The sequence below is a fragment of the Blastomonas sp. UPD001 genome (genome assembly GCF_003426715.1).
GTDB lineage: Bacteria > Pseudomonadota > Alphaproteobacteria > Sphingomonadales > Sphingomonadaceae > Blastomonas.
Genome location: NZ_QKVT01000001.1, coordinates 279712 through 303997, shown reverse-complemented (window position 1 = coordinate 303997; position 24286 = coordinate 279712). Strand labels below are relative to the sequence as shown.

Below are 24286 nucleotides of genomic sequence, written 5' to 3'. Positions count from 1 at the left end.
GCGGGCGCATGACCCGCGATCCGCTCGACGTGCTGCACGAGACCTTCGGCTTTTCCGCCTTTCGCGGGGTGCAGGAGCAGGTGGTGACGCGCGTGCTCGCGCGGCAGAACACGCTGGCGATCATGCCCACGGGCGCAGGCAAGTCGCTCTGCTATCAGCTTCCCGCCGTGGCGCTCGATGGCTGCTGCGTCGTCATCTCGCCGCTGATCGCGCTGATGCACGACCAGTTGCGCGCTGCGCAGGCGCTCGGCATTCGCGCCGCTAGCCTCACCTCGGTCGATGCCGACTGGCAGGAAACGCAGGACCGCTTCCGCGCGGGCGAACTCGACCTGCTCTACGTCGCGCCCGAGCGGGCCAGTTCGGAAGGGTTTCGCAGCCTGCTGGGCCGCGCGCCGATCGCGCTGTTCGCGATCGACGAAGCGCATTGCGTCTCCGAATGGGGGCATGATTTCCGCCCCGATTACCGGCTGCTGCGGCCGCTGCTCGACAGCTTCCCCGATTGCCCGCGGCTCGCGCTGACCGCCACGGCAGATGCGCACACGCGCGAGGACATCCTCAAGCAGCTCGGCATCGCCCCCGATGGCATGGTGATCGCCGGATTCGACCGGCCCAATATCCGCTATGCCGTGCACCCGCGCGATGGTCTGACCCGGCAGATCGGCGATCTCGTCGCGGCCAATCCCGGCCCCGGCATCGTCTATGCCCAGACCCGCGCCGGGACTGAGAAATTGGCAGAGCAGTTGGGCCGCAATGGTCGGCGCCCGGTGCGTGCCTATCATGCCGGCATGCCGCCCGAGGAACGCCGCGCCAACCAGGACGCGTTCATCGCCAGCGAGGACATGGTGATGGTCGCCACGGTGGCCTTCGGCATGGGGATCGACAAGCCCGATGTGCGCTTCGTCGTGCATGCGGGCCTCCCCAAGTCGATCGAGGGCTATTATCAGGAATCGGGCCGCGCGGGCCGCGACGGCGAGCCGGCAGAGGCGCATCTGTTCTGGGGCGCGGAGGATTTCATCCGCGCGCGCATGCGGATCGGCGAGATCGAGCCCGAGCGCCAGGCGGGCGAGCGCGCGCGTATCGCGGCGCTGGGCGCGCTGGTCGAGACCGGCGGATGCCGCCGCGCGGTGCTGCTGCGCCATTTCGGCGAAAGCCCGGCGGAAACCTGCGGCAATTGCGACAATTGCCTGAGCCCGCCCGACAGCGTCGATGCAACCCAGACTGCGCGCAAGCTGCTCTCTGCCGTTTACCGCACCGGGCAGAGCTTCGGCCTCGGCCATGTCGAGGCGGTGCTGCGCGGGCAGAATACCGACAAGATCCAGCAGCGCGGACATGACCGGCTCTCGGTGTTCGGCATAGTCGATGGCGAAGAGGCGCTGCTGATCAAGCCGGTCGCGCGGGCGTTGCAGGTGCGCGATGCGCTGGCGACCAACGAGCATGGCGGGCTGATGCTGGGGCCCGAGGCGCGCGCGATCCTGCGCGACGAGGTGCAGCTGCCGCTGGTGCTGCCGCCCAAGCGCGCGCGACGCGGTCGGCGCGGCGGCGATGCGGTCAATCCGGTGAGCAATCCGTTGTTCGAGGCCTTGCGCGCCTGCCGCAGAGATCTCGCGCTAGAGGCTGGGGTCCCGCCCTATGTGATCTTCCACGACAGCACGCTGCGCGAAATGACCGAGCGCCTGCCGCAGAGCATGGACGCGCTGTCGCGGATTTCGGGCGTCGGCACGCGCAAGCTCGAGGCCTATGGCGACGCGTTCCTTCGCGTGCTGCGCGAGCACGGCTGAACTATTGACAGCCATAGTGTCAAATTATAGCCTTTCGGGCCTAACCATGCCGAGAGGATAGCATCATGCCCCAGCCCTTCACCGTCTTGAACGAAGTCTTTCCGGGCAAGCCGGAAACGCTGGCGGGGATGATGCAGCCGGGGCCGGACGGGCCGATCTTCATGATCAACCTGCTCAAGTTCAAGGAAAAGGCGGAATACGAGGACGGGCGCGAGACCGATCTGACCGGGCGCGAGGCCTATATGATCTATGGCCGCGCGGTGTCGCAGCTGCTGCCCAAGTTCGGGGGCGTCGCGATGTTCGTTGCTGATGTGACCTTTCTCTCGCTCGGACAGGTCGGCGAGCTGTGGGACGAGGTCGCGATCGGCGTCTATCCGAAGCGCGCGGACATGGTCCGCATGTCGATGTCGGACGAATGGCGCGAAATCGCAGTGCACCGCAGCGCCGGACTCGACGGCCAGCTCAATATCGAGACCGTGCTGTCCGAAGAGGGAAAGAACATGGCCTGGATACAGCAGATCCTGTCGATGGTCGGCCCCAAGGGGTGACATAGGCTCATCATGGGGATAATGCGTTTTACATGACCACAACAGCCCCTGCCCGCCATCCCGATGGCCGCAAACAACGCAGTGAACGCAGCCGCCAGGCGATCGTCGATGCCATGCTCGAGATCATCATGGGCGGAAAGATGGAACCGAGCGCCGCCGAAGTCGCCGAGAAGGCGGGGGTCAGCGCGCGCACCGTGTTCCGGCATTTCGAGGAAATGGACAGCCTTTACAGCGAGATGACCGAGCGGTTCGAGGCCGAGATCATGCCGATCATCCAGCAGCCCTTCACCGGGGAGGGCTGGCGCGCGCAGCTCGACCAGCTGCTCGAGCGCCGCGCGATGATCTACGAGCGGGTGATGCCGGTGAAGATCGCAGCGAGCATCCGCCGGTTCAGCTCGGACTATCTGATGCTGAACTACGAACGCTTCATCCATCTCGAGCGCACCGGGCTCGAAGGCGTATTGCCCGAGGCGATCCGCCGCAATGCGACGCTGTTTTCGGCGATCGAGATGTGCGCGGGCTTCCAGACCTGGCGGCGGTTGCGCCAGGATCAGGGGCTGAGTACCGCCCAGGCCGCCGATGTCGTCCGGCTGACGGTTTCACGGCTGGTGGACTGACCTTGCAGCGCGGGTGGTTGTCTGTCGGGATCGTCCTGCTGGCGACCATCGCGGCATGCAGCCCGGAAGCCGAGCCACACAAGGCGCCGCAACGGCTGGCCGGGCGGGAATGTCTTGCCAAGGCGTTCGAGCAGGGCAGATTCATCGCCCTGCCCTCGGGCTCCTATGTCAAGGGCGCCGACCCGCTCTATCCCGAAGAGCGCCCGTCCATGCGGCTGAGGGTCGAAGGTTTTGCTATCCAGGCGCACGAGGTCACCAACGACCAGTTCGCCGCTTTCGTCAAGGCGACCGGCTATCTCACCGAGGCTGAAAGGGCCGCCACCAGCACCGACCCGCAGGCCGGATCTGCGGTGTTTGCGCGCGACGCGAAGGGCATGAACGGACGCTGGGTGCTGCGCAGGGGCGCAACCTGGCGAGCGCCCGAGGGCGCGGGCTCCAGCATCGCGGGCAAGGGCCGTCATCCGGTGGTGCATGTGACGTTGGCCGATGCGCGCGCCTATGCGAGCTGGGCGGGAGGTCGGCTGCCGACCGAGGAGGAGTGGGAATAGAATAGGCCGCGAGCAGCGGCCTGCCCGATCCCGCCAATCGTTTTTCCGGCGCGGTCGATGACAAAGGCATACCGCGCGCCAATCACTGGCAGGGCGTTTTCCCGGTCAGGGACGAAGGCAAGGACGGTTTTTCGGGCACGGCACCTGCGGGATGCTTCCCCGCCGATCGCAATGGGGTGCACGATCTGATCGGCAATGTCTGGGAATGGACCGACAGCCCGGTGGACGATGGTCACATGATCATCAAGGGCGGCAGCTGGCTGTGCGCGGCGAATTTCTGCGCGCGCTATCGCCCCGCCGCGCGCCAGCCGCAGGAGAATGACTTCTCCTCGAACCATATTGGCTTCCGCATCATCCGCGACGCCGCAGCGCCAGCGCCAGGAACAGCGCGATGATCGGGACCGCCACGAGCACGGCATAGCTTTCGGGCGGCTGATGATCGCCGGGCTTGAGCACCCAGAAGCTCAGGGCATGCAGCGTCTTTTCGAGCAGCAGCAGCGCGAGCGTCAGCGGCACCAGCGCGCGATAGCGAAGGCCGATGGCGAGCATCATGAGCCCCCAGGCGATCTGCGTTGCGCCGGCCCAGGCGAACATCGACACCGTCCGCGATGCGTCGCGCGACAGATCGATGCCGGCGATGACCCCTGCCCCGCCATCGGGCAGGAAGACATGGATCATGCCGGGGATCACCGCGAGAACCCCGCACAGCAGCAGGAACCGCGACGAAGCCGAGGCCGCCACCGGCTCGGACCAGGGTAGCAGCGCGGCCATCAGTTGGGCCAGTAGACGAGCTCGTCGCCCTTTCGGAACTTCACCCCCAGCGGCTTGTCGACTGCCACCGGCGCCTCGATAGTGTGCGGATAGAGCGGCTTGCGCGCGCCCTGCTGGTGTTTGGCGAGCAGCGCCTTGAGCTCGGCGACCTTGGCCGGGTTGGCGGCCGCGAGATCGCGCTTCTCGGTCGGATCGTCCTTCAGGTTGAACAGCCAGGTCTTGCGCGGGCGTTCGGTCACCTGCAGCTTCCAGTCGCCTTGGCGCACGACGCGATAATAGGCGCTCTGCCAGAAGATCGCGTCATCTGGCCGCTTGCCGACTGGATTGGCGGGATCGGGGCCGAGCAGATCGACGCCATCGATCTGCAGTCCGGCGGGCAGCTGCGCGCCGCCTGCCCGTGCGAAGGTCGGCATCAGGTCGATATGCGCCACCGGTGTTTCCACCCGTGTCCCCGGCTTCACCCGTCCGGGCCAGCGCACGAACATCGGCACACGTATGCCGCCCTCGAACAGGGTCAGCTTCCATCCGCGATAGGGGGCGTTGACCTGGGGCAGGCCGATATAACCCGCGCCACCATTGTCGCTCGAAAAGACGATGATCGTGTTGTCGTCGAGCCCCTGGTCCTTGAGCGACTGCATGATGCGGCCGACGCTGCGATCGAGCGCGCGGACCATCGCCGCATAGACGCGCAGCCGGTGCGGCTTGATGTCGCCCACCGCGTCATAGTCCGCTTTCGTCGCTTGGAGCGGGGTGTGGACGTTCCAGTGCGCCAGATAGAGGAAGAACGGGCGGTTGCGGTTCGCCTCGATCACCTTGATCGCCTCGTCGGTCCAGTAATCCGCCAGATAGCCACCGGGCTTGAACCACTTGCCGCCGTTATAGCTGGTGGCGAACTGCATCCGGGCCCAGAGGAACTTGTCGATCGGGTCGAAATCGACCCTGGCGTTGACCACGTTCGGGTCGTCCTCGGGCAAGTGCATCGCGCTTGCCATCAACAGGCTCTCGTCGAACCCCTGTGCATTGGCGCTGAATTCGGGACCGTCGCCCAGATGCCATTTGCCGATATGCACGGTGTGATAGCCCGCAGGCTTGAGGATTTCGGCGATCGTCTGCTCGCTGCCCGGCAGGCCCTGGCCATCGAAATCGGGCGCGCCTTCCACCGCGGCGTCGAGATAGGTCACCGGCGGGAGCCCTGAATCCATCTCGTCGGACAGCGCCTTGACGATTCGGCCCATGCCGTCGGGCGTGGGGGTGAATTCGAACCCGGTCCGCGTGGGGTAACGCCCGGTCAGGATCATGGCGCGCGACGGGGCGCAACTCGCCGTTCCCGCATAGGCCTGCGAATAGATCGCGCCTTCTGCCGCGAGCCGGTCGATATTGGGCGTCGGCACCGTGCCGCCCGCCACGCCGCCGCCGAAGGTCGAGATGTCGTTGATGCCGAGATCATCGGCGAGAATGAAGACGATATTGGGCGGGCGCTGGTCGGCGGGCAGCGCGGCGATGGCGGGGCCCTTCTGCCAGGTCACCGGCTGGTTCTCGGCCACCTCGTGCTTGCCCATATGCGACGCCGCAAACAGCAGCACCTGGCTCTTGTTGAACCAGGCCCAGGTTCCGGCGGCGATGACGACGACCAGCAGGCCGAGCAGGATGCGCCGGATCATGCCACGGCCTCCTCGGCGAACATCGCCTCGCATCCGGTTCCGGCGAGCAGCGCATCGAGCCGGTCGCGCGCCTCGGCGGAGAGCGCCCCACGTGCAGACCGCAGGGTCACGAGGCACTTCGCCTGATAGGGAAAGACCGGCTGGGTCCAGCGCTTGCCGTCGATCTCGGTCTCGAAATCGGCAGCTCCGGCAGCCGCGGCACGGGCATTGGCGATCAGGAACGGCGCATAGACGCGGCCGATCTCGGCCAGCAATTCGCCAAGCTGGTCGTCCAGCGCCTCCTGATCGAGCCACGCGCCATCGGGCAGGCCGGACAGGTCCTCCACCCGGTCGAGCCAGGCGCGCAGGCGCGGCGCCGATCTGGCCATGATCGCGGCAGGCGTGGGATCGACAATGCCAAGCTGGGTCAACTGCCCATAGATCGCGAAATCCGCCGCCGAGGGCCGCGTGCCGAGCACGAAGCCGGTGCGCGCGATCGCCCGATCGAGAATGCCGATCAGCCGCGCATAGCTCGCCTCGATGATCGGCGCGGTGATGTCATTGGAGCCGACCACATACAGCCGGTCGATCTGCCGCCGGGCAAAACCGTCCGCCATCTGCTTCGCCTGGTCGTCCGGATAGGTCGGGCTCTGCCAGAAGATCAGCAGTGGCCCGGCATTCGCCGCGTCGACCGCGAAATGCCAGCGATAGTGGAACATCATCTTGGTCATCCACTCGTCGGCAAAATCCTCGATCAGCAGGTCGAGAAAACCGAGCAGCTCGTCCTCGGGCAGCACCGAGCGGCCCGGATGCTCGGCCTCGAGCCTGCGGATGATCGGGGTGGAGTCCACGACGGCCTCGCGCGCATCGCCCTCGCCGAAATAGAAGGTGGGCAGCAGCTTGACCTTGGGGATCGGGTATCCGGCGGGCGGCTGCATATGGCTGCCCCAGATCATGCGATGGGCAATGCCGCGATAGCGCAGCAGCGCCAGCATCTTGCGCGTATAGGGCGATCCCGGCGCCCCCAGCAGTTCGACAGCCATTCTCTCCTCCGCACTTTTATTGTCACAGGCTATGTCAATAACGCGAATGGGTCAAGCGGGCCGCGCGCGGCCTTTCCGTCGCAGCAGACGATAGGCACCATATAGCATCGCGATCACAACCACGCCTGCCCCCAGCAGAACGTACCAGTAACGCGACGCCATCTTGCGAACCGTGTTCTTGCCGATCTGCACCGTGGAGTCATAACCCTCGGGCATTTCGAGCACGCCGTTGCGCCTCGCATAGGCGCGATACTCGGCCATCATCTCCTTGAACTTCGCCGGATCGCTCTGGCTCAGGTCGCGGGTCTCGCCGGGGTCCGAAGCGATGTCGTACAACCGCCAGATGCCGTCGCCATAGGGCTTGAGGTTGCGCACCAGCTTGTAGCTGCCCTTGAACAGCGCAGCATTGCCCGAGACCTCGAAGCCCGTCGCGGTTTCCGGCGTGCGCACCGCATTGGCCTGCCCGGCGAGCAGCGGCACCAGCGAGCGGCCGTCAAAGGCGTTCGCATCGGGCGTGCCGCCCGCCATCGCGAGCAGCGTCGGCGCGATATCGCTCACCGTCGTCATCGCGGCGCTGGGGGCGGCAGGCGCGATCCCGGGACCTGCCATGATCATCGGCACGTGCAGCCCGCCCTCGGCGCTATAGAACTTGAACATTGCGCCCGGCGAGGCAGCGGCATTGGCGAATTCGGGGCCGATAAAGGCATAGGTGCCCTTGCCGCCCCAATTGTCGGCCGAGACGCTGTAGCCGTTATTGTCGAGCCACCATTGCATGGTGCGCGATGTCGCCAGCGGATTGCTCGGCTCGGGTCCATTGTCCGATGTGAATACGAACACGGTATTGTCGTACTGGCCGGTGCGCTTGAGATGCTCGACCAGCCTTCCGATATGATGGTCCATTGCCTCGATCATGCCGGCATTGATCGCCATGTTGCGCGCGAACAGCGCCTGCTCCTCGGACGACAGGCTTTCCCAGCGGCGCAAACCTTGGGGAGGATCGGCGAGCGGGGCGCCCCGGGGGATCAGGCCGCTCGCCTGCGCGCGCTCCCAGCGCGCCTTGCGCATCGCGGCCCATCCCTCGCGATAGGTGTCCTTGTACTTGCGGGTGAATTCGGGCGGCGCCTGGACCGGGATATGGATCGCCTGGAAGCCGATATAGGCGAAGAACGGTTTGCCGGTATCGCCGGTACCGAGATAATCGACCATCTGGTCGATCAGGAACCGCGAGGAATAGAAGTCCTTCGGGAGCGTCGCCGGTTTGCCGTCCTCGAACCACGGGGCATCAGCATAATAGGGCATGTACGATTTCTGCTCCCAATTGTCCGCGCCCGACGCATCGAGCACGAACGATCGGTCGAAACCGTGCGAATTGGGCAGATCGCCCGCCTCATGCCCGAGATGCCATTTGCCGGTCACGAAGGTGCGATAGCCACGCTGCTTCAACCGGCTGGCAATCGTGGTCACGCCCGGCTCGAATCGCAGCGAATAGCCCTTCTTGCCGATATGCTCTTCGGGAATGACCTCGGGAATGGTCGACACCCCGGTGCGATGGTTGTCGAGCCCGGTGAGCAGCATGGCGCGCGAGGGCGAGCACAAGGGCGACGTGTAATAGCGCGTGAACATCCGCCCGCGCCGCGCCAGCGCATCGATGTTCGGCGTGCGCGCCTCGCCGCCATAGATGCCGAGATCCATCAGCGCGAGGTCATCCGCAAGCAGCACCACGAAATTGGGCGGACGATCGGGCGGCGCCGGGCGGACCGGAGGAGGGCTCGCGTCAGGTTGCGCGGATGGTCCCGCTGCCGCCAGCGACAGCGCCAGGCCGATCGCCGCGAGAACCCTTTTCCGGGCCATAGATCCTCCCCGCCAGGATAGCCCCAGCTACATTATGACAGAGGCTATGACAGATTATCGGACAGCGCAAGCCGCTGATTGGCGGGGAAGCGCGCGGATCAGCCCTTGGGCTTGAACACCAATGAGGCCGTGACCGGAACGGCGGTGCTGATCGCGGGCAGCTTGGCGATTTCCTGCAGCTTGCCCCCCCCGGCTTCGAGGCCGACCGCCGATGCATCGATGATGAGCGGCTTGGCGGTCTCCACCAGCACGGTGTCGCCCGCCAGCCGGGTGACGGTAAGCGGTGCCTCGATGCTGTTGGTGGTGCCGTGCAGGTCAAGCGTCACCGGAACCGTCATCGCCTTGCGCTCGCCGGGCTTGAGCGCCTTGACCGCATTGGGATCGATCTTGGCGGTGAGCCTCGCCTCGGGAAAATTCGCGACCTCGAACAGCATGTCGCGCATCCGCTGATTGCGGATGTCGATCCCCGTGTCGACGCTCGCCAGATCGATCGCGACGCGCACCGTGCCCTCGGGTTCGACCGTGCCCGAGAGCTTCCTGAAGCTGTGTGCCTCGCCGACATTGCCCGCCTTGACCGACACGAAGCCGACATTCGACTGATCCGCCGCCAGCTGCCACGCGCCTTCGGGCAGCGGCGCCTCGGCCTGATCGGCACCGGCGCTGCAGGCGGCGAGTGCAAGCGCCAGCGAAACTGCGGAAAATGGGATGAGCGAACGGATCATCGGGGGGACTCCAGCCAGGCTATGGACGTCCGTTCTTAACCTCAGCAATCCGGCGAGTCACCGGGTCATGCGCGCAGTTGCTCGGGATAGCCGGTCGCGATCTGCGGGGGGCTGGACTGGCGGAAGCGCTCGAGGCTGATCGGGACTGTGAACTGCAGGCCGCAGCGATCCTCGACCGACCAGCGCGCCACCGCGCGCACCTTGAGATTGGCACCGAGCGCGATCTCGAACTCGGTTCCGGGAGGCACGTCCCACAGCCCCTCGATCAAAGCGCCGCCGGGCGAAATGTTCTTGATCCGCGCCGGATAGCAATAGCCGTCGTGATAGATGCCGATCGTGCGCAGCACCTTGTAGCGGGTCTCGCGGCTGCGCTTGTGGCCGACCGGCTCGACATGGTTGTCGATGCCGGCGAGACGCTCGGTGGCCTCGGCCAGGCCGACGGGCTTGCCATAGATATAGCCCTGGACATGGCTGCAACCGAGCGAGCGGATCAGTTCGAGCTCGTCGATCGTCTCGGCGCCCTCGGCGGTGGTTTCCATGTTGAGTGCCTCGGCGAGCGAGACGATCGACCGGATGATCGCGCTGTTGGCGCTGCCAGATTGCGACGCACCGCGCACGAAGCTCTGGTCGATCTTGATCTTGTCGAACGGCGCGCTGCGCAGATAGCCGAGCGCGGAATAGCCGGTGCCGAAATCGTCGAGCGCAAGCCGCACGCCGATGCCCTTCAGCCGCTCGAATATGCGCGTCGCATCGAGCTTGTCGTCGAGGAAGACGCTCTCGGTAATCTCCAGCTCGAGCCGCTGGGGCTCGAGTCCGCTCTGCGCCAGCGCGTTGAGAACGATCGACGGGAAGGCTGGATCGGCGAACTGGATCGGCGAGACGTTGACCGCGATGCGCACCGTTCTCGGCCAGTTTGCCGCATCGGCGCAGGCGGTGCGCAGCACCCATTCGCCCAGCTGCATGATCAGGCCCGATTCCTCGGCAATCGGGACGAAGGCAGCAGGGCTGATGGGGCCGCGCACCGGATGGTTCCAGCGGGCGAGCGCCTCGAAGCCGCTGATCGTTTCGGTCGCGACATTCACCACCGGCTGATAGGCGATGCTCATGCCGCCCGCCTGAAGCGCGGCGCGCAGCTCGCTTTCCAGCGCGCGTCGCTCGTGCGCGACCTTGTGCATGTCCTCGCTGTAGAATTTCCAGATGCCGCGGCCATTTTCCTTGGCCGAATACAGCGCCAGATCGGCATTGCGGATCAGCGTCTCGGCGCCCGGATGCTTGCGGCCATCGGCGATCGCGATCCCGACCGATGCGCCGATCACGATCTGGTTGCCCTCGACCATATAGGGGTGGCTGAGATTGATGATCACCGAGCGGGCGATATCCGCAAGCCGTTCTTCGCTGATGATGCCCGGGAGCACGACCTGGAATTCGTCGCCGCCCAGACGGCCCACTTCGCCGCTGTCCCCGATAGTGCGCTTCAAGCGCTCGGACACCTGCTTGAGCAGCGCATCGCCGATCGGATGGCCGAGCGTATCGTTGACCTGTTTGAAGCGGTCGAGATCGAGCAGGAACAGCGAACAGGGGCTCGGCTCGCCGCGATGGCCGGTCAACGCCTTCTCGAACAGCTCCTTGATATAGAGACGATTGGCGAGCCCGGTCAGATTGTCGTAGCGGGCCAGTTGGGTCACCGCCTCATGCGAGCGCTTGACCTCGGTCAGGTCGGTGCCATGCCCGCGAAAGCCGACGAACTGGCCGAATTCATTATAGAAGGGCGCGCCCGACAGAGACCAGGCGCGCTCCTCTTGGGACTGGGCGACGCGCACAGCGAGATCGCTGAACGCGGTTCGGGCGGAGAAATGGAAGTTGAAGGTGCGCTCGCTGCCGCCCCCTTCGGAGCCGGGCGAGCAGATCACCGAACTGAGCGGCTGGCCGATGATCGTGGCGGGATCGGCCTCGATCGCGATCACCGCCTCTGCGCTGATATAGACGATCCGCCCCTGCCGGTCGGTCTCCCAGAACCAGCCGCGCCCCGATTTCTCGTAGTCGGAGAGCAGGCAGCGCGCGCGTTCGTTGTTGAGCTTCTGCTCGTCGAGTGCGGCTTCCTCGTCGCGATCGTCCTTGCTGCGGATGAGCGCCACCAGCAGCATCGCGGGCAGGAAGACCAGCGTGCCCAACGCAAAGCGAAGGTCCCACGCGGCCAGCAGCACGCCGAGGCCGGTCGCCATGCTGGTGAGGAACATCAGCATGCGATGCGGCACGAGCACGGCCAGCGTCGGCAGCAAGGTGCCCAGTAACGCCATCAACCCGACGAGCGTGCTCGCTTCGTGATGGCCGGCCACCAGGCTGACCAGCGCAAAGGCGAAGCTTGCGGTCGATGCGCACACCAGGGCCGACAGCATCGCGGGGAAGCCGTCGCCCAGCGCCCGGCGCACCAGATTGCTGCGGCCCGGCAGGTAGATGGTCAGGTCGATCAGCAGCGAGAGCACACCCGCGATAACGAATGTCGGAGTGACCATCGCGCCGGAAAATCCTGTCGCGACCGCGGTCAGCAGCATCGCCACGGTGCGCACGCCCATGACCACGGGCCAGAGCGCGCAGATCGCCAGCAGCGATCGCGCAGACAGGATCGCAGGCGCTGGCGCGTCACCCGTTGCCAGTTCTGATTGCTTCTGTCCGAACATCGGAGAAGCCATAAAGGCGTGCGATTAGCAAAGCGTTACCACCGCCGGTCCGGGGCGCGGCAAGACGTGTAAAATCAAGGGCTAGGCCTACAAGCGCATGGTTGAGAGAAGATTGGCAAACCGCCTGCCCTGCCCCATATTGTCGTCATGCCCACGCTGCGCGATTCCATCGGAAGCGAAATCCGCCGCATCTTTGCCGAGCCGGGCGGCCAGGCTATCGAAATCTCGCGCAACGACACCGGTCTGTTCGGCCCGCAATCGGTCTGCTGGCAGGTTCATGGCGATGTCACGTCGATGATGATCGGCGGCATTGCCTCGCTGCTGCTGCAGATGCTCGATCCGGCGGTGCTCGCGGGGGTATGGGATCATTCGGTGTTTCGTCAGGACATGCGCGGGCGTCTGCGCCGGACCGCCGCGTTTCTTGCGCGTACGACCTATGGCGACCGCGAACAGGCCCTGGCCGAAATCGCGCGGATCCGGCGGATCCACGACCATGTGCGCGGCACCCTGCCCGACGGCACGCCCTATGAGGCCAATGACCCGCAGTCGCTGGCCTGGGTGCACGTGACCGAAAGCCTGTGCTTTCTCGATGCCTATATCCGCTATCGCAAGCCGCACATGACCATGGCCGAGCGCGACCGTTATTTCGCCGAAATGGCACAGATCGGGCGGCTGCTCGGCGCCGACCCCGTGCCCTGTCGCTATCGCGATGCTCAGCGCCTGGTGGCGCGAGCGCGTCCCAGGCTGCGCTTCGACGAGCGGACGCGCGAGATTGCCGACCTGCTGCTGCACCAGCCGCCGTCGTCGCCGCGGCTGGCGCCGTTCCACCACATGACGATGCAGGCCGGGGTCGACCTGCTGCCGCGCTGGGCGCGCAGCATGCATGGGCTGTCGATCTCGCTTCCCGCGCGTCTCGCGGTACGCGGCGGGACGACCGGCATTGCCGCCGTCACCCGCTGGGCACTGGCGCCGGGCCGGACGGTGCGTCCCGCGCGCTGAAATCGGCCGTCAGCGCGGCCTGAGCGCGCGTCCCGCCACCGCGTCGAGCCGGGCAAGCAGCGCCGGGTCGCGCGCTTCGGGTGCGGTGATCAGCGCGAAATCGAGACAGGTGTCGATCGGGCTCGGCGCGCGCGTTTCGGGGAGGATCTTGGCCAGTTCGATCACCAACTGGCGCGCCCTGGCCGAATTGGCGTTCATCTGCGCGATGATCGCGCCGACCTCGACATGATCCTCGCCCTCGCGCCAGCAATCGTAATCGGTGACCATGCCAACCAGCGCATAGGGCAGTTCCGCCTCGCGCGCGAGCTTGGCCTCGGGCATCGCGGTCATCCCGATGACGTCGCAGCCCCAGGCACGGTACATATGGCTCTCGGCGCGGCTCGAGAATTGCGGGCCTTCCATCGCCAGATAGGTCCCGCCCTGGTGGACCGGCGCGCCTGCCGCCCGCGCAGCATCCGCCGCCAGCGCCGACAGCCGGGGGCAGACGGGCTCCGCCATCGAGACGTGCGCCACCATGCCAGTGCCGAAAAAGCTGCTCGGGCGGTGAACGGTGCGGTCGACGAACTGATCGACCAGCACGAACTGGCCGGGCGGCAGTTCCTCGCGAAGCGATCCGATGGCCGAGATCGCGAGGATATCGGTGCAGCCCGCGCGCTTGAGCACGTCGATATTGGCGCACGCGTTGACGTCGCTGGGGCTCAGCCGATGGCCCTTGCCATGCCGAGGCAGGAACACGAACCGGTGGCCATTCAGCGTGCCGATGACGATATCGTCCGACGCCTCGCCGAACGGGCTGTCGACGCGGATCGATTGCGCATCTTCCAGCCCGTCGATCGCATAAAGGCCCGATCCGCCGATCACGCCGATGGTCCATTCGCTCATTGCCTCGTGCCCCTGTAACGCCGGTTCGACCGTCTGCTAGACCAGCCGTCGCGGCGCGCAAAGGCTATTCGGACGGCAGCGACGAAATCCAGGCACGGATCAGCGCGACGCCCTCTTCGTGCACCATCGATCGGCCCACTTCGGGCATGGCAACGCCCGGTTCGGTCGAAGCCATGCGGTGGATCATGATCGACTGGTCGGGCTGACCCGGCAGAATCGCAAATTCGCGGCCACCGCTGCCGCGCCCCGCCGCCACCGGGCGCTTGTACACGCCGGTCGTAGTACGATCCGCCGCAGCGCCGTAGTTGAGGAACAGCCCCGAATTGCTCGCCGATCCCTTGGGGTTGTGGCAGTGCGCGCAATTGACCATCAGATAGGCGCGCGCGCGCTGATCGAGCGAACCGGTAGAGGGATCGTTCCACACCGGCCCGTTCGCGGCGATCGGCGCGGCGGCCCAGTCTATGCGCTTGCGGAACACCGCGGCAGCGGATGGTGCGATGTCCATGTTTGCCGCGGTCGGGCCAATCGGCACCACCGCGCCCCCCGACGAATGGCATTCCTTGCACTGGTTCTTGTTGGGCACTGCATAGCTGATCTCGATGCGCTGGCCATCGGGCCGGGTCACGGTCACCGGCAGCCGCGTTCCCGCGACCTTCAGATCGGCATCGCTGAGATCCGCGTTCCAGACATAGGGCAAGGCCTCCCATCCGCCCGCACGCCGGAGCAGGACGCGGGTCTCGATCGCACGAAAATCCGCACCGCTGCCATAGCCGAAGGTCTTGATCAGCGCGCTGCCCACCGGAAAATCGAACCGACCTTCGGCATCGGCCGAGACCCGCGCGCCGTCTGGCACATAGACGAAGCGCTGCTTCTCGGCATAGTCGGAGAACAGGGGCGTGCGCAGGCCATAGGCAACGAGCGCGCTCGCCGGTCGCGTCGCGCCGGGTCCTGCAAAAAAGCCGAATTCGGAAAGCTTGCGCGGCAGCGCCGGATCGGTGATCGCCGCATCGCTGATCGCAGCAGGACCCGGCAGCGCGCTGACCAGCAGTGCGGCTGCGGCGATCGTGGCAAGACGCTGCCAGCGTCTCACCGGATCGCCGCTTCCATCGCCTCGGGCATCACGATCTTCGGCAGCTTCGGCGCAGCGTCACCCGCGAGCTTGGCCAGCGCAGGCTGCGCGGTCTCGATCGGCTGGTCCGACTTCGCCAGGCCCAGGTTGAGCACGGGAACCTCGTCGCTCGAATAGACCTTCGCGTCCGCGCCCCCTACCCCGTCCCAGATGATCGGCGGCACGCTGCCGCCAAAGGCGGCTGCGAGCATCTCGCCACCGGCAAATTGCGGGGCAAAGCCGGTCTTTCCGTGCGCATTGTCACTGATCCGGACATTGCGCACGGTCGGCTGATATTGGGCGTCGTCGAACTTCTGGCGATAGCCGATGATCATGATGTTCGACGATCCATTGCCGTCGAACACATTATCGAAAATCTCGATGTCACGATTGGCCATCACCATCACGCCAGTACCGCTGGGAACGCTGGCGACGATATTGCCCTTGGGCGCGAAATTGGGCGTGTCGTTCTCGACCACGACATTGTCGAACACGCGCACATTGTGCCCGCCCTGTTGCGGCAGGTTGGGCAGGTCGAACACCAGGATTCCGCCGGTGTTCTTGGTCGCGACATTGTCGTGCACATCGGCATTGAAGCTGTTCTCGATCTCGATCCCCGCGACATTGAAGCGGGCGATCGAATCGCGGACGATGATGTTGCGCGACTGGCCGACATAGATGCCGGCGTCTGACGCGCCGATGACGAGGACCGAATCGATCAGCACATTTTCGGATTCGACCGGATAGATGCCATAGGCTCCGTTGGTCTCCTTCGGGCCGCCGGTCCATTCGACGCGGATATTGTGATAGACGATATTGTCCGCGCCCTTGGACTTGATCGCATCTCCGCGGCTGTCTTCGACCGCGAAATCGCGCAGCACCACATTGTCCGATGTGACGAGCAGGCCTTCGCCTGCCGCCATCTGCCCCTTAAAGCTGAGCACCGACTTGTCCGGCCCGGCGCCCTTGACGGTGACGCCCGCAACGTCGAGCGACAGCCCGTCGGTAAGGTCGAAACGGCCTTCGCCCAGCATCACGACATCGCCAGGCTGGGCGAGGATCAGCGCCTCCTGAAGTCGCTCCTGCGCGCCGCTACCCGCCGCGACGGCGATATCCTTCGCGGCCAACGGCACAGCCCATGCGATGGACGCGATCGATACCAGTGCTGGAATTTTCCACTTCATGCCCATCTCTCCCCGCGTTATCACAGACGCATCCTGTCTTCCTGCCACCGTCTCGTGCGGGGCCGCGAGGCGCAGGCTAATCACAAGCTGGATGGAGAACAATATGCGCTTGTCGGCTTTCGCCGCAATTCTGGGGGCAAGCCTCGCCCTGATCGCCACCCAGGCCCAGGCGTCGGAATCCATCCAGGGTCAATGGTATACCAAGGGCAAGCGAGCCATCGTGACCATCGCGCCATGCGGCCAGAATATCTGTGGACGGCTGACGCGCTTCATCGAGCAACCCAAGAACGGCGTGACGACCGATGTCAACAATCCCGATCCGGCACTGCGCAAGCGCAAGCTGGTGGGTCTGCCGATCCTGTCCGGGTTCGTGGCCGATGGCAAGAAGTGGCGTGGCAAGATCTATGATCCGGAAAGTGGCAAGACCTACAGGTCGATCGTCACCGCCGGGAAGAACGGAACACTCAGCGTCGAAGGGTGTATCGCCATGTTCTGCCAGGCGCAGACCTGGACCGCCGCCAAATAACGGCTGCGGAGATTTTCAACCGTTACATTTTGGCATTCATACTGTCATTAAACAGTAACATCCAAATCTTGTAACCGGTTGGCGGGCCGGCGCAGTACTTGCCTCAAAGCCGCTGCCAGCCCGCCGCTCCATACCTGCTTCCGTTTGCGACCCGGCAGGCCTGAAGATTCTGTGATCAATCCTGGGGCGTTTTGCCCTCTGAACGCTTGTCCTGTCGCAAAGCCAGTTCGCTGACATGCCGGTCGGCCTGCCACAGCAGCGAAACCGTGGCGCGCAACCCGTGCTTGTCGGTTCGCCAATAGCCTGCATCGCGCAGCTTGACGGCGAGTTCGCGCAAGCGCATGCGCGCCTCCGCAATATCGACGTCGCTGCGACCCGTGGCGGCACGATCGAGCGCGAGCGCCAGACGCTCGCTCGCTGCGATGAACGCCTGCTCATCGATTGCAGACACAGCCCGCGAATGAGCCGGCGTGCTGTCGGTGCTATCTGGCAAGCTGGCCGGGAATCGGGCGGCAGAATTTGTCATGCCGCAGCTTTACGGAAAGTTGCTCAGCCTTGTAAGTTTATTACCGTTATTCGATCGTATGTAACCCACGGCTCGTCGGGAGGTCACAGTTAACCGGTGTCAATTGGCCGGCGGAGAGACGAGCAACCCGGGCATGATGATATCGAGCGTGTGATCGGCATAATCATCACGCATCTGTTCGGTCATTTCGCTCTGGCCGAAGCAATGGTGCAGCACCAGGCGCGCCGAGAAGAAGCGGTCGGCCGCGCCGGTGACGGTGAAATAGAATAGACCCGGATCGATAGGGCGGAACAGGCCCTGCTGGACGCCTTCCTCGATCAGCCGTTCATAGGCATTGGAGATCGGCACCAGATAATCGTCGGCGATCTTGCGCGAGACCTCGGGCGCGGCGTCGCGCACCATGCGCATCAGCAGACGATTGAGATAGGGAAAGCTGAAATAGGTGCCGATGACTGCGCGGATATGCACGCGCAGCTTCTCGTCGGGGGGCAGATTCTTGGCCAGCAGCGCGTCGAGACTGTTGACGATGTTGCGCATATCGCGTTCGAGCAGCGCAAGCATCAGGCCCTGCTTGTTTCCGAAATAATATTTGACCAGGGCGCTGTTCAGCCCCGATCGCAGCGAAAGCTCGCTCAGCGACAGATCGACCTGGTCGCCATCGCGCATGATCTGGCTTGCGGCTTCGATCAGCTGGTCGCGCGCATTGAGTTCGCTCTCGGGCGCAGCGTTATTCATATCCGGGTTCATCCCACCATGGATAGAATTCCGGCATGTCCGATGCAACCCGGTCAGGGTAGACCGCAGCACGCTTCTCGAGGAAACTCGATATGCCCTCAGCTGCATCGCCCGAACGCGAGCGCGTGTATATGGCGCGGCTGTCGACCCGGTGCGCGTGCATAGGGTGCGGCGCGGACGGAATGCGCCACAGCATCGCACGGGTCAGCGCGACCGAGACGGGCGCGGTATTGTCGATGATCTCGCGCGCGAGCGCGGTTGCCGCGGGCAGCAGTTCCTCTGGCGCATGCACCGAGCGCACCAGCCCGCCCGCCAATGCCTCGTCGGCGCCGAAGACGCGGCCCGTCATGCACCATTCGAGCGCCTGCTGCTGGCCGACCAGCCGCGGCAGGAACCAGGACGACGCCGCTTCGGGCACGATCCCGCGCCGCGCGAACACGAAGCCGAACCTTGCATTGGTCGAGGCCAGCCGCATGTCCATCGGCAGTTGCATGGTCACGCCGATGCCCACCGCCGCGCCGTTGATCGCGCCGATTACCGGCTTCTTGCACTGGAAGATGCGCAGCGTCAGCATGCCGCCGCCATCGCGGACGCGCGTGTCCGAAAGATCGGTGACCGGATCGTCGCTCGAAAACGGACCGCCGCCGCCCTCGGGCGTCAGGTCTGCTCCCGCACAGAACGCCTTGCCCTCGCCGGTCACGATGACCGCGCGGACGGCGTCGTCGGCATCGATGGCGTCGAACGCATCGATCATCTCGGCCATCATCCGGTTGGTAAAGGCATTCATCTTTTCCGGACGGCTGAGCGTGATTGTAGCGATGCCATCGGCCACATCGTAACGGATCGTGCTATAGTCCATGCCTGCCTCCCGGAAAGGAAATGGCCCCGCCCATGGAGCGAGCGGGGCCGGTGTCGATCAGCGCGGCGCCATGCGGATGGCGCCATCGAGACGCACGTCCTCGCCGTTGAAATAGCCGCACTCGATCATCGTCAGTGCAAGCTGCGCATATTCTTCAGGATCGCCGAGACGCTTTGGAAACGGCACCGAAGCTCCCAGCGCATCCTTGACCGGCTGCGGCGCAGCGGCGAGCAGCGGGGTGTTGAAAATGCCCGGCAGGATAGTGTTGACGCGGATCGCCTCGCTCGAAAGGTCGCGCGCGATCGGCAGGGTCATGCCGACGACACCGCCCTTCGAGGCCGAATAGGCGGCCTGGCCGATCTGGCCATCCTCGGCCGCGACCGAGGCGGTGTTGACGATCGCACCGCGATCGCCATCGGGCAGCGGGTCGAGCGTCATCATGCCCGCGGCCGATTTGGCGATGCAGCGGAAGGTGCCGACAAGGTTGATCTGGATGATCCAGTTGAACGCATCGAGCGGAAAATGCTTGATGCTGCCGTCTTCCTTCGAGCGGCTCGCGGTCTTGATCGCGTTGCCGGTGCCGGCGCAGTTGACCAGGATGCGCTCCTGGCCAATCGCGGCGCGTGCCTTGGCAAAGCCGGCATCGACACTGGCTTCATCGGTCACGTTCACTTCGCAGAACACACCGCCGATCTCGTTGGCGAGCGCAGTGCCCTTTTCTTCCTGCAGGTCGAAAATGGCGACCTTGACGCCCTTGGCGGCCAGCGCGCGCGCCGTGGCGGCACCGAGGCCCGAAGCGCCGCCGGTGACGACAGCGGAAATGGAGGAATCGAGTTTCATGTTTAACCCCGTTTGAAAGATGAAGAATGCGGATCGGGTTCGCGTATTCTCCCCTTCACGCGGAAGGGGGAACACGAAGTGATGGAGGGGCCCCCGCTTGCGCGAATGTAGATACCCCTCCGCCTCGCCTGTGGCGCGCCATCTCCCCTTGCAGGGGAGGGCTCTGGAGGTCAGCTCAACCGTTCGATGATGGTGACATTGGCCTGGCCGCCGCCTTCGCACATCGTCTGCAGGCCGTATTTGCCGCCGCGCTTCTCAAGCGCGTTGAGCAGCGTCGCCATCAGCTTGGTGCCCGAAGCGCCGAGCGGATGGCCGAGCGCGATCGCGCCGCCGTTGACATTCAGACGGTCATGGCTGGCCCCCAGATAGGACAGCCAGGCGAGCGGCACCGGTGCAAAAGCTTCGTTGACTTCGTACAGATCGATATCGTCGATCTTCATGCCCGCACGCTTCAGCGCACGCTCGGTCGCGAACAGCGGCTCCTCGAGCATGATCACCGGATCGCCCGCAGTCACCGACACATGGTGGATGCGCGCGCGGGGGGTGAGGCCATGGTCCTTCAGCGCCTGTTCGGACACGATCAGCACCGCCGAGGCGCCATCGCAGATCTGGCTGGCATTGGCGGCGGAAAGCACGCCCTTGTCCGAGATCGGCTTCACGCCCGCAATGCCCTCGAGCGAGGCATCGAAGCGGATGCCCTCATCGACCTTGTGCCATTCCTTGCCCTCGGGGGTTTCGATCTCGACGGGAACGATCTCGTTGTCGAAGGCGCCCGCCTGGGTCGCGGCAGCGGCGCGGCGGTGGCTTTCGAGCGAATAGGCGTCGAGCTGTTCCTTGGTCTGACCGTGCTTCTTGACGATCATTTCCGCGCCGTCGAACTGGCTGAACATCACACCGGGAAACGCTTCTTCGAGACGGGCCGACTTGTAGTTGCCCAGGCCCGCCTTCATGAAAAGCACCGCAGGCGTGCCCATCGGCACGCGGGTCATGCTCTCGATGCCGCTCGCCAGCACGATGTCCTGCGTGCCGCTCATCACCGCCTGCGCGGCAAACTGCATAGCCTGTTGCGAGGAACCGCACTGGCGATCGATGGTCACGGCGGGAATGCTGTCGGGCAGTTTGGAGGCCAGCACCGCGTTGCGGCCGAGGTCCATGGTCTGCTCGCCGCCCTGACCGACACAGCCCGTGATGACGTCGTCAATGGCCTTGGGATCGAAGTCGTTGCGCGATGCAATCGCGTCGAACACGGCTGCGCCAAGGTCCACCGGATGGACACCGGCAAGACGGCCGCCACGACGGCCCCCGGCAGTGCGGACTGCGTCTACGATATAAGCATGAGCCATGAAGCCTCTCCTTGCAGAATGCGCGAGACGGCAACCAGACGCCGACTCCGCGATGGATTTAATCGAACGGTTAAACCGCGTTGGGGCTTACGTCAACGGAAAGAAAAATCCTCCCACAGCTCGCTGGGTGAGGGGGACCGCGGCGCGAAGCGTCGCGGTGGAGGGGCAAATGGCGAAACATGGCATGGTATCGCCTCCCTTCCACCATCCTGCGGATGGTCCCCCTCCCCGAGACAAGCTCGGGGAGGATTGGGCTCAAGCCACCGCCTTCTCGCGCTTGACCGTGATCACCTGCGGATAGGTGAATTCGAGCAGGCCTTCCTTGCCGTACTCGGCACCGAAGCCCGACTGCTTGTGGCCCGCAAACGGTGCGAAGGGCGAGAGGTGGAGATATTCGTTGACCCAGACGGTCCCGGTCTCGAGTTGCTCGGCGATTTTCACGCCCTCTTCGGGATTGCCCGTCCACACCGCACCCGCCAGGCCGTAATCCGAGGCATTGGCGCGCTGGATCGCTTCCTCGACGGTCGAGAATTTCATCAGCGGCATTACCGGGCCGAACTGTTCCTCGGCGACGATGCGCGCGTCTTCGGGCGGGTTGTCGAGAATGGTGATCGGCACATAATAGCCCGGGATCGACGGATCGTGATCGCCGCCGACGAGGAACTTGTAGCCATGGTCCTTGGCGTCCTGGATCAGATCGAGCACGCGCTCATACTGCTTCTTGTTCTGGATCGGGCCGACGGCGGTGCCCTGCTCCGCGCCGTCGCCGACCTTCACGCCCTTGGCATATTCGGCGATCGCGGCGGACAGCTCGTCATAGATATCCTCGTGGATATAGATGCGCTTGGCCGCGACGCAGATCTGCCCGGCATTGGTGAAGCTCGACCAGAACAGCTGTTCGGCGACCTTCTTGACATCGGCATCGGGCAGCACGATCGAGGCGTCGTTGCCGCCGAGTTCCAGCGTGATGCGCTTCAAGTCCTTCGACGCCGATTCCATCACGCGCTTGCCGGTCGCGGTCGACCCGGTGAAGGTGATCTTGTCGATATCGGGATGCGAGGTGATCAGCGGGCCGAGATCGTCGCCGCCGGTGATGACGTTAAGCACGCCCGCCGGGATCTCGTCGGCAATCAGCTCGATGATGCGCAGCGTGGCGAGCGGCGTGAACGGCGAGGGCTTGAGCACCATGGTGCAGCCGGACAGCAGCGCCGGCACGATCTTCTGCACCGCCATCATCACCGGGAAGTTCCAGGGCACGATACCGCCGACCACGCCGACGGGCACGCGGCGGGTGCGCGAGAGGCGGGTATCGCTGTCCTCGTTGATCTCGTCCTCCAGGGTCAGTGTCGATTGCGCCGCCGCCATCGCCGCGGCGCCATGGATCTCGCCCGCTGCCTGGGCATGCGGCTTGCCCTGCTCGCTGGTCAGCAGCCGCATGAGTTCATCGGCATTGGCCTTGATCGCGGCCGAAATCTTCTGGATCACCGCGCGACGCTCGTCGATCGGCACGTTCTTCCACGTTTTGAATGCAGCGCGCGCAGCCGCGACCGCGCGGTCCAGCTCTTCCTGCCCGCAATCGGGAACCTGGGCGATCACCTGCTCGTTGGCGGGATTGACGACATCGATCCATTTGCCGGGCTTTTCCAGCTTGCCGTTGATGAGGACGCTGTACTGCTGAACCATCGGAACATTCCTTTCCTGTGATGCCGGCCCGGTATCGGACGATCCGGGCTGTTGTCATATAAGTCCGCCGGGCACGCTATACCGAGCGCCCGCCGCAAACCACTGTCAATTCAACTCGGGACGAAGCGGATGGGCAGCGTCTTGGGGCCGCCGACAAAGGTGCTGCTCGCGCGCTGCGGCGTGCCCGCGAGTTCGACGCTGTCGATCCGGTCGAGCAGCTCGTCGAACAGGATGCGCATTTCGAGCCGCGCAAGGTGCAGGCCCAGGCACTGATGCACCCCTGCCCCGAACGCGACATGGCGATTGGGTCCGCGCGACGCGTCGAACCGGTCGGGATCGGGGAACACGCGCTCGTCATGATTGCCCGAGACATAGCACAGCATCAGCCAGTCGTCCTTGGCGATGCGCTGCCCGCCGATCTCGCAATCCTCTGCGGCCGTGCGCATGAAATGCTGCACCGGCGTCGTCCAGCGGATCGCCTCCTCGATCAGGCCGGGCAGCAGGCTGCGATCGGCCTTGATCCGGGCGAACTGCTCTGGATCCTTGGCCAGCGCCCACATCGCGCCGGCGGTCGAGGCCGAGGTGGTGTCATGGCCCGCCGCCGCGACGATGATATAATAGCCGGCGGCGTTGCGATCGCTGATCGGCTCGCCATCGATCACCGCATTGGCGATGACGGTGGCGACATCGTCCTTCGGATCGGCGCGCCGGTCCGCCGCGAGCTTCATGAAATAGCCCTCGAAATCGCGCACCGCCTCGATCACGAATTGCGTCACCTGTTCGGGGGTCAGCTCGACCGAGCGTGCGCGGTTGAGATCGGGATCCTCGCCGCCGAACATTTCCTGCGTCAGCTTGAGCATCAGCGGCTCGTCCTCGTGCGGCACCCCGAGGATCTGCATGACCACGTGCAGCGGATAGAGCGCCGAGACCTGATGCACGAAGTCGCACTGGCCGCCGGTCGCGAGCATGGCATCGACCGAAGCGCGCGCGATGCCGCGAATCTTGCCCTCCAGACCCGCCAGGTTCTTGGGCATGAACCAGCTCTGGGTGAGCTTGCGATAATCCATGTGCTCGGGGGCATCCATGGTGACCAGCGATCGCACCAGATGCGGGCTGCCGCCGGTGATCATGTGCGTGAGCATCTGCACCGCGACCGGCCCCAGCACCACCGATTTGGGCGCGTTGAGGAACCGGGCATTGTCCTTGCTCACCGTCATGATGTCCTCATGCCGAGTGATCGCCCAGAACGGCATATAGCCTTCGGCCTGGACCAGCCCGACGGGCATGTTGTCGCGCGCCCAGCGGAACTTTTGCTTGATCCCGTTCCATTCGCCATAGGCGACGGGATTGACGATGGCCGCGGCGATTTCGGGCGGCAGCACGGCTGGGGCGATCGTCGCCATGG

At 64.9% G+C, this 24286-nt stretch carries 23 protein-coding genes; 7 read left to right on the top strand and 16 right to left on the bottom strand.

Annotation, left to right across the window (positions count from 1 at the left end; genetic code table 11):
• Nucleotides 1-8 precede the first annotated feature (8 nt).
• From recQ to DM995_RS22615, 5 genes are all read left to right on the top strand, one after another.
• The gene (gene recQ, locus DM995_RS01475; RefSeq protein ID WP_116968264.1) at nt 9-1778 is read left to right on the top strand and encodes a DNA helicase RecQ; all 1770 of its coding nucleotides are present in this window, start codon (nt 9-11) and stop codon (nt 1776-1778) included.
• Between the two features lie 65 nt (nt 1779-1843).
• On the top strand, nt 1844-2326 hold the full coding sequence (locus DM995_RS01470) for a DUF1330 domain-containing protein (RefSeq protein ID WP_116968263.1): 483 nt from the start codon (nt 1844-1846) through the stop codon (nt 2324-2326).
• Between the two features lie 32 nt (nt 2327-2358).
• Entirely contained in the window at nt 2359-2943 is a 585-nt protein-coding gene (locus DM995_RS01465; RefSeq protein WP_232823968.1) for a TetR/AcrR family transcriptional regulator, read from the top strand.
• Between the two features lie 17 nt (nt 2944-2960).
• Nucleotides 2961-3491: an SUMF1/EgtB/PvdO family nonheme iron enzyme gene (locus DM995_RS22620; RefSeq protein ID WP_286164918.1), complete on the top strand. Its 531-nt coding sequence runs from the start codon at nt 2961-2963 to the stop codon at nt 3489-3491.
• 20 nt (nt 3492-3511) lie between these two features.
• A complete protein-coding gene (locus DM995_RS22615; RefSeq protein ID WP_353653371.1) occupies nt 3512-3886 on the top strand; it encodes a formylglycine-generating enzyme family protein in 375 nt (124 codons plus the stop codon).
• On the opposite strand, the gene DM995_RS01455 is transcribed toward DM995_RS22615, so the two are convergent.
• The 6 genes from DM995_RS01455 to DM995_RS01430 all read right to left on the bottom strand — a co-directional run bounded on the left by DM995_RS01455 (nt 3843) and on the right by DM995_RS01430 (nt 12196).
• Entirely contained in the window at nt 3843-4262 is a 420-nt protein-coding gene (locus DM995_RS01455) for a hypothetical protein (protein WP_116968262.1), read from the bottom strand. The genes DM995_RS22615 and DM995_RS01455 overlap by 44 nt on opposite strands.
• Nucleotides 4262-5923 (bottom strand): sulfatase, encoded by a 1662-nt coding sequence (locus tag DM995_RS01450; RefSeq protein WP_198669219.1) that lies wholly within the window; start codon nt 5921-5923, stop codon nt 4262-4264. Before DM995_RS01450 ends, DM995_RS01455 begins: the two co-directional genes overlap by 1 nt.
• On the bottom strand, nt 5920-6945 hold the full coding sequence (locus tag DM995_RS01445; protein WP_116968261.1) for a glutathione S-transferase family protein: 1026 nt from the start codon (nt 6943-6945) through the stop codon (nt 5920-5922). The genes DM995_RS01450 and DM995_RS01445 overlap by 4 nt, the downstream gene beginning before the upstream one ends.
• A gap of 51 nt (nt 6946-6996) precedes the next feature.
• Complete coding sequence (locus DM995_RS01440) at nt 6997-8796, bottom strand: arylsulfatase (protein WP_116968260.1); 1800 nt, start codon at nt 8794-8796, stop codon at nt 6997-6999.
• Between the two features lie 98 nt (nt 8797-8894).
• Nucleotides 8895-9518 (bottom strand): YceI family protein, encoded by a 624-nt coding sequence (locus tag DM995_RS01435; protein ID WP_116968259.1) that lies wholly within the window; start codon nt 9516-9518, stop codon nt 8895-8897.
• A gap of 65 nt (nt 9519-9583) precedes the next feature.
• Nucleotides 9584-12196 (bottom strand): EAL domain-containing protein, encoded by a 2613-nt coding sequence (locus DM995_RS01430; protein ID WP_023837650.1) that lies wholly within the window; start codon nt 12194-12196, stop codon nt 9584-9586.
• Nucleotides 12197-12343: 147 nt separating this feature from the next.
• On the opposite strand from DM995_RS01430, the gene DM995_RS01425 reads away from it, so the two are divergent.
• Entirely contained in the window at nt 12344-13195 is an 852-nt protein-coding gene (locus DM995_RS01425; protein WP_116968257.1) for an oxygenase MpaB family protein, read from the top strand.
• Nucleotides 13196-13204: 9 nt separating this feature from the next.
• Here the strand turns inward: DM995_RS01425 and DM995_RS01420 are convergent, their stop codons facing one another.
• The 3 genes from DM995_RS01420 to DM995_RS01410 form a co-directional block, all read right to left on the bottom strand.
• Nucleotides 13205-14077, bottom strand: coding sequence for an S-methyl-5'-thioadenosine phosphorylase (locus DM995_RS01420; protein WP_116968256.1), 873 nt, complete (start codon nt 14075-14077; stop codon nt 13205-13207).
• 64 nt (nt 14078-14141) lie between these two features.
• Nucleotides 14142-15167, bottom strand: coding sequence for an SO2930 family diheme c-type cytochrome (locus DM995_RS01415; protein WP_198669218.1), 1026 nt, complete (start codon nt 15165-15167; stop codon nt 14142-14144).
• On the bottom strand, nt 15164-16318 hold the full coding sequence (locus DM995_RS01410; RefSeq protein ID WP_353653341.1) for a parallel beta-helix domain-containing protein: 1155 nt from the start codon (nt 16316-16318) through the stop codon (nt 15164-15166). Before DM995_RS01410 ends, DM995_RS01415 begins: the two co-directional genes overlap by 4 nt.
• A 10-nt stretch (nt 16319-16328) precedes the next feature.
• Here DM995_RS01410 and DM995_RS01405 point away from each other — a divergent pair, with 10 nt between their 5' ends.
• Complete coding sequence (locus tag DM995_RS01405) at nt 16329-16895, top strand: DUF2147 domain-containing protein (protein ID WP_353653340.1); 567 nt, start codon at nt 16329-16331, stop codon at nt 16893-16895.
• 175 nt (nt 16896-17070) lie between these two features.
• Here DM995_RS01405 and DM995_RS01400 read toward each other — a convergent pair whose 3' ends face one another.
• From DM995_RS01400 to DM995_RS01370, 7 genes are all read right to left on the bottom strand, one after another.
• Nucleotides 17071-17346: a hypothetical protein gene (locus DM995_RS01400; protein WP_116968254.1), complete on the bottom strand. Its 276-nt coding sequence runs from the start codon at nt 17344-17346 to the stop codon at nt 17071-17073.
• A gap of 174 nt (nt 17347-17520) precedes the next feature.
• On the bottom strand, nt 17521-18156 hold the full coding sequence (locus DM995_RS01395; protein ID WP_023837655.1) for a TetR family transcriptional regulator C-terminal domain-containing protein: 636 nt from the start codon (nt 18154-18156) through the stop codon (nt 17521-17523).
• Nucleotides 18149-19015: a crotonase/enoyl-CoA hydratase family protein gene (locus DM995_RS01390; protein ID WP_023837656.1), complete on the bottom strand. Its 867-nt coding sequence runs from the start codon at nt 19013-19015 to the stop codon at nt 18149-18151. The genes DM995_RS01395 and DM995_RS01390 overlap by 8 nt, the downstream gene beginning before the upstream one ends.
• 57 nt (nt 19016-19072) lie before the next feature.
• Nucleotides 19073-19855 carry an SDR family NAD(P)-dependent oxidoreductase gene (locus tag DM995_RS01385; RefSeq protein WP_116968253.1) on the bottom strand — a complete coding sequence of 261 codons (783 nt, stop codon included), beginning with the start codon at nt 19853-19855 and terminating at the stop codon, nt 19073-19075.
• A 170-nt stretch (nt 19856-20025) separates the two neighbouring features.
• Nucleotides 20026-21198 carry an acetyl-CoA C-acetyltransferase gene (locus tag DM995_RS01380; protein WP_116968252.1) on the bottom strand — a complete coding sequence of 391 codons (1173 nt, stop codon included), beginning with the start codon at nt 21196-21198 and terminating at the stop codon, nt 20026-20028.
• Between the two features lie 255 nt (nt 21199-21453).
• Nucleotides 21454-22881: an aldehyde dehydrogenase family protein gene (locus DM995_RS01375; protein ID WP_116968251.1), complete on the bottom strand. Its 1428-nt coding sequence runs from the start codon at nt 22879-22881 to the stop codon at nt 21454-21456.
• A 110-nt stretch (nt 22882-22991) separates the two neighbouring features.
• Nucleotides 22992-24284, bottom strand: coding sequence for a cytochrome P450 (locus tag DM995_RS01370; protein ID WP_116968250.1), 1293 nt, complete (start codon nt 24282-24284; stop codon nt 22992-22994).
• Between the last annotated feature and the right edge of the window lie 2 nt (nt 24285-24286).

Excerpts from the sequence above, each read along its gene's own strand:
- recQ (WP_116968264.1), top strand. The coding sequence starts at position 9 with ATGACCCGCGATCCGCTCGACGTGCTGCACGAGACCTTCGGCTTTTCC.
- DM995_RS01470 (WP_116968263.1), top strand. The coding sequence starts at position 1,844 with ATGCCCCAGCCCTTCACCGTCTTGAACGAAGTCTTTCCGGGCAAGCCG.
- DM995_RS01465 (WP_232823968.1), top strand. The coding sequence starts at position 2,359 with ATGACCACAACAGCCCCTGCCCGCCATCCCGATGGCCGCAAACAACGC.
- DM995_RS01455 (WP_116968262.1), bottom strand. The coding sequence starts at position 4,262 with ATGGCCGCGCTGCTACCCTGGTCCGAGCCGGTGGCGGCCTCGGCTTCG.
- DM995_RS01450 (WP_198669219.1), bottom strand. The coding sequence starts at position 5,923 with ATGATCCGGCGCATCCTGCTCGGCCTGCTGGTCGTCGTCATCGCCGCC.
- DM995_RS01445 (WP_116968261.1), bottom strand. The coding sequence starts at position 6,945 with ATGGCTGTCGAACTGCTGGGGGCGCCGGGATCGCCCTATACGCGCAAG.
- DM995_RS01440 (WP_116968260.1), bottom strand. The coding sequence starts at position 8,796 with ATGGCCCGGAAAAGGGTTCTCGCGGCGATCGGCCTGGCGCTGTCGCTG.
- DM995_RS01435 (WP_116968259.1), bottom strand. The coding sequence starts at position 9,518 with ATGATCCGTTCGCTCATCCCATTTTCCGCAGTTTCGCTGGCGCTTGCA.
- DM995_RS01430 (WP_023837650.1), bottom strand. The coding sequence starts at position 12,196 with ATGTTCGGACAGAAGCAATCAGAACTGGCAACGGGTGACGCGCCAGCG.
- DM995_RS01425 (WP_116968257.1), top strand. The coding sequence starts at position 12,344 with ATGCCCACGCTGCGCGATTCCATCGGAAGCGAAATCCGCCGCATCTTT.
- DM995_RS01420 (WP_116968256.1), bottom strand. The coding sequence starts at position 14,077 with ATGAGCGAATGGACCATCGGCGTGATCGGCGGATCGGGCCTTTATGCG.
- DM995_RS01405 (WP_353653340.1), top strand. The coding sequence starts at position 16,329 with ATGGACGCGATCGATACCAGTGCTGGAATTTTCCACTTCATGCCCATC.
- DM995_RS01395 (WP_023837655.1), bottom strand. The coding sequence starts at position 18,156 with ATGAATAACGCTGCGCCCGAGAGCGAACTCAATGCGCGCGACCAGCTG.
- DM995_RS01390 (WP_023837656.1), bottom strand. The coding sequence starts at position 19,015 with ATGGACTATAGCACGATCCGTTACGATGTGGCCGATGGCATCGCTACA.
- DM995_RS01385 (WP_116968253.1), bottom strand. The coding sequence starts at position 19,855 with ATGAAACTCGATTCCTCCATTTCCGCTGTCGTCACCGGCGGCGCTTCG.
- DM995_RS01380 (WP_116968252.1), bottom strand. The coding sequence starts at position 21,198 with ATGGCTCATGCTTATATCGTAGACGCAGTCCGCACTGCCGGGGGCCGT.
- DM995_RS01375 (WP_116968251.1), bottom strand. The coding sequence starts at position 22,881 with ATGGTTCAGCAGTACAGCGTCCTCATCAACGGCAAGCTGGAAAAGCCC.
- DM995_RS01370 (WP_116968250.1), bottom strand. The coding sequence starts at position 24,284 with ATGGCGACGATCGCCCCAGCCGTGCTGCCGCCCGAAATCGCCGCGGCC.